This window comes from Rhodococcus sp. IEGM 1305 (genome assembly GCF_030058635.1).
Classification (GTDB): Bacteria; Actinomycetota; Actinomycetes; order Mycobacteriales; family Mycobacteriaceae; genus Rhodococcus_F; species Rhodococcus_F opacus_D.
Genome location: NZ_JASHKX010000077.1, coordinates 1 through 2,775, shown reverse-complemented (window position 1 = coordinate 2,775; position 2,775 = coordinate 1). Strand labels below are relative to the sequence as shown.

Below are 2,775 nucleotides of genomic sequence, written 5' to 3'. Positions count from 1 at the left end.
CGTGGTGGTCGAGGACTGTCTGCACGGTGGCGGTGAGGGTGTCGGTGTCCAGGTCAGGTGGCGCGGTGAGCAGGACCGATTGGCAGTACGTGTCGAGGTTGCCACCGCGCTCGAGCAACCACCGCGCGATCGGCATGAGCGGTGCGGTCCCCACGCCACCGCCGGGAAGCTCGGCCAGCACGTCCGGGTTCCGGGTGGCCGCCACCTCGGCGAGGGCGGCCACGGTCTGGTGCTCGAAAACGTCGCGGGGAGTGAGGAAGACACCGTCCTCGTGGGCGCGGGCCACCAACTGGATGGCCATGATGCTGTCGCCACCGACTGCGAAGAAGGACTCGTCGGCGCTCACGGACGGCACGCCGAGGACCTCCGCGAAAACCTCGGCGAGGGCCATCTCCGTCGCGGTCGCCGGAGCGCGACCCGTGGAGACGCGTTCGGCAAAGTCGGGTGCGGGCAACTGCCGGCGATCGAGCTTGCCGTTCGGGGTCAGCGGCAGGCGGTCCAGGACCACCAGCGTTGCCGGCACCATCTGCGGTGCGAGAGTCGTCCGGGCGAAGCCGAGGACCCGCTCGATGTCGACAGCCCTCGTCTGTTCACCGTCCCGGGCGGGTACGACGTACCCGAACAGGCGCTCGGTGCCTCGGTCGTCGGAACGGACCGACACCGCGGCCTGTGCGACATCCGGGTGGCGGACGAGCGTGGCCTCGACCTCTCCTGGCTCGATCCGGTAGCCGTGCAGCTGAACTTGGGCGTCACTACGTCCGAGGAACTCGAGTTGACCCTGCGCGTTCCAGCGTGCGAGGTCGCCGGTGCGATACATGCGTCCTCCGCGCCCGGCCGGGTCCGCCACGTACCGGGTCACCGTCAGCCCGGATCGGTGCAGGTACCCACGGGTGACCTGGTTCCCGGCAACGTACATCTCGCCGGTCACTCCGGTGGGTACGGGGTGGAGCCGCCGGTCGAGGACGTACACGCGCAGTCCCGGAATCGCCCGGCCGATGACCGACCGCGCAGCGGGACGGGTATCGCCGAGGGGATGCCTGCTCACGTGCACGGTGGTCTCGGTGATGCCGTACATGTTCACGAGCTGGGGTCGGGTGGATTCGTGCCGGTCGAGCCAGTCGACGAGGTGACCGTGCTCGAGGGCTTCGCCGCCGAAGACGACGTACCGCAACGCCAGGTCGGTCGGCTGGTTCCGTTCCGCCGTGGCCAACTGGGCGAACGCGGTGGGAGTCTGACACAGGACCGTCACCCGCTCCCGGCGGAGCAGGCCCAGGAACTCGTCGGGTGACCGTGCGGTGACGGTGTCGACGACGACGAGGCGGCCACCGTGCAGGAGGGCGCCCCACAACTCCCATACCGAGAAGTCGAAGGCGGCCGAGTGGAAGAGCGTCCACACGTCGGTCTCGGCGAAGTCGAACGCAGGCCGGGTGTTGTCGAACAGCGTCGTGACATTGCGGTGTGTCACCACGACACCTTTCGGGCGTCCGGTCGACCCCGAGGTGTATACGACGTACGCGACCGCGTCGGGGGTGAGCCCGGCCCGTCGCTCCGGATCGGTGATCGGTTCCGGCGACAGACCCATCAGGTGCGTGCGTGTGTCCGCGTCGTCGACGAGCACCGTGGGAAGGTCCCGCCGCAAGCGGGCCGCGTGATCGGTCGAGGAGACGAGACACACCGGGGCGGCGTCGGACATCGCGGCGTCGAGCCGGTCCGCCGGGTGACCGACGTCGAGAGCGAGGTAACCGGCTCCCGCTTGCTGTGCGGCCAGCAGGGCGACGACCAGCTCGACCGAGGGTGGCAGTGCCACGGCGACGACCGTGTCGGGGGCGGCGCCCAGTTCGACGAGATGCCGGGCGAGTCGGTAGACGCGGGCACCGAGTGCCGCGTAGGTGAGCGTTTCGTCGGCATCGGTCAGCGCCGGTTCGCCGGCGAAGCGGTGGACGGACCGAGTGAACCGGTCGGCGAGTGTGGCCTCGGCTGGTTCCGCCACGGGCGAAGGGGGATTATCGGCATGGCGCAGGGCATTGCACCCGGTCGTCAGCGTGGCCCGTTCGGTGTCGTCGAGGAGGTCGACGTCCCCGACTGGCCGGCCGGGGTCCGCGGTCACCGAGTCGAGGAGCCGGAGGAAGCGTACCGCGACACTCTCGACGGTGGTGCCGTCGAAGATGTCGGTGGCATAGGTCAACGCGGCCGACAGGCCGGGGTGTGCGGGGTCCGCATGTTCGCGGAGGGTGAGCTGAAGGTCGAACTTCGCGAGGGGCGGAGCGTCCTCGGCGACCGTCACCGTCAGGTCCGGCAGCTCGAGGCGGAGTGGTACCTCGGTCCCATAGTCGATCAGGACCTGGAACAACGGTGTGTGCGTCGTGGACCGCTCCGGCGCCAGCACGTCGACGAGCATCTCGAAGGGCAGGTCGGCGTGCATGAATGCACCGAGGTCCGCGTCGCGGGTTCTGGTCAGCACTTCGCGGAACGAATCGGCCGAGCCGACCGGGGTCCGGAGGACGAGCGTCCCGACGAACATGCCGACGAGTTGGTCCAGCCGGGGATCGGGGCGGCCGGCGACGGGGGTGCCGATCACGACGTCGTCCGTGTCGCACAGGCGGGCGAGGAGGACCGCGAAGGCCGCATGCAGAGTCATGAATGTGGTCGCCCCGGTGCTCCGCGCGAGCGCACGCAGGCGGTGGTGTACGTCGGCGGGGATCTCGAAGCGGATCGACTCGCCGTGGTGGGTGCGGTGGGTGGGTCGGGGTCGGTCGGTGGGGAGGGGGAGGGTGT

1 protein-coding gene is annotated in these 2,775 nt (G+C 69.8%); it reads right to left on the bottom strand.

Features of this window, described 5'->3' with window-relative positions:
* Positions 1-2,775, bottom strand: a 2,775-nt coding sequence (locus tag QM693_RS37440; RefSeq protein ID WP_502942699.1) for a non-ribosomal peptide synthetase, incomplete at both ends; no start/stop codon positions are given.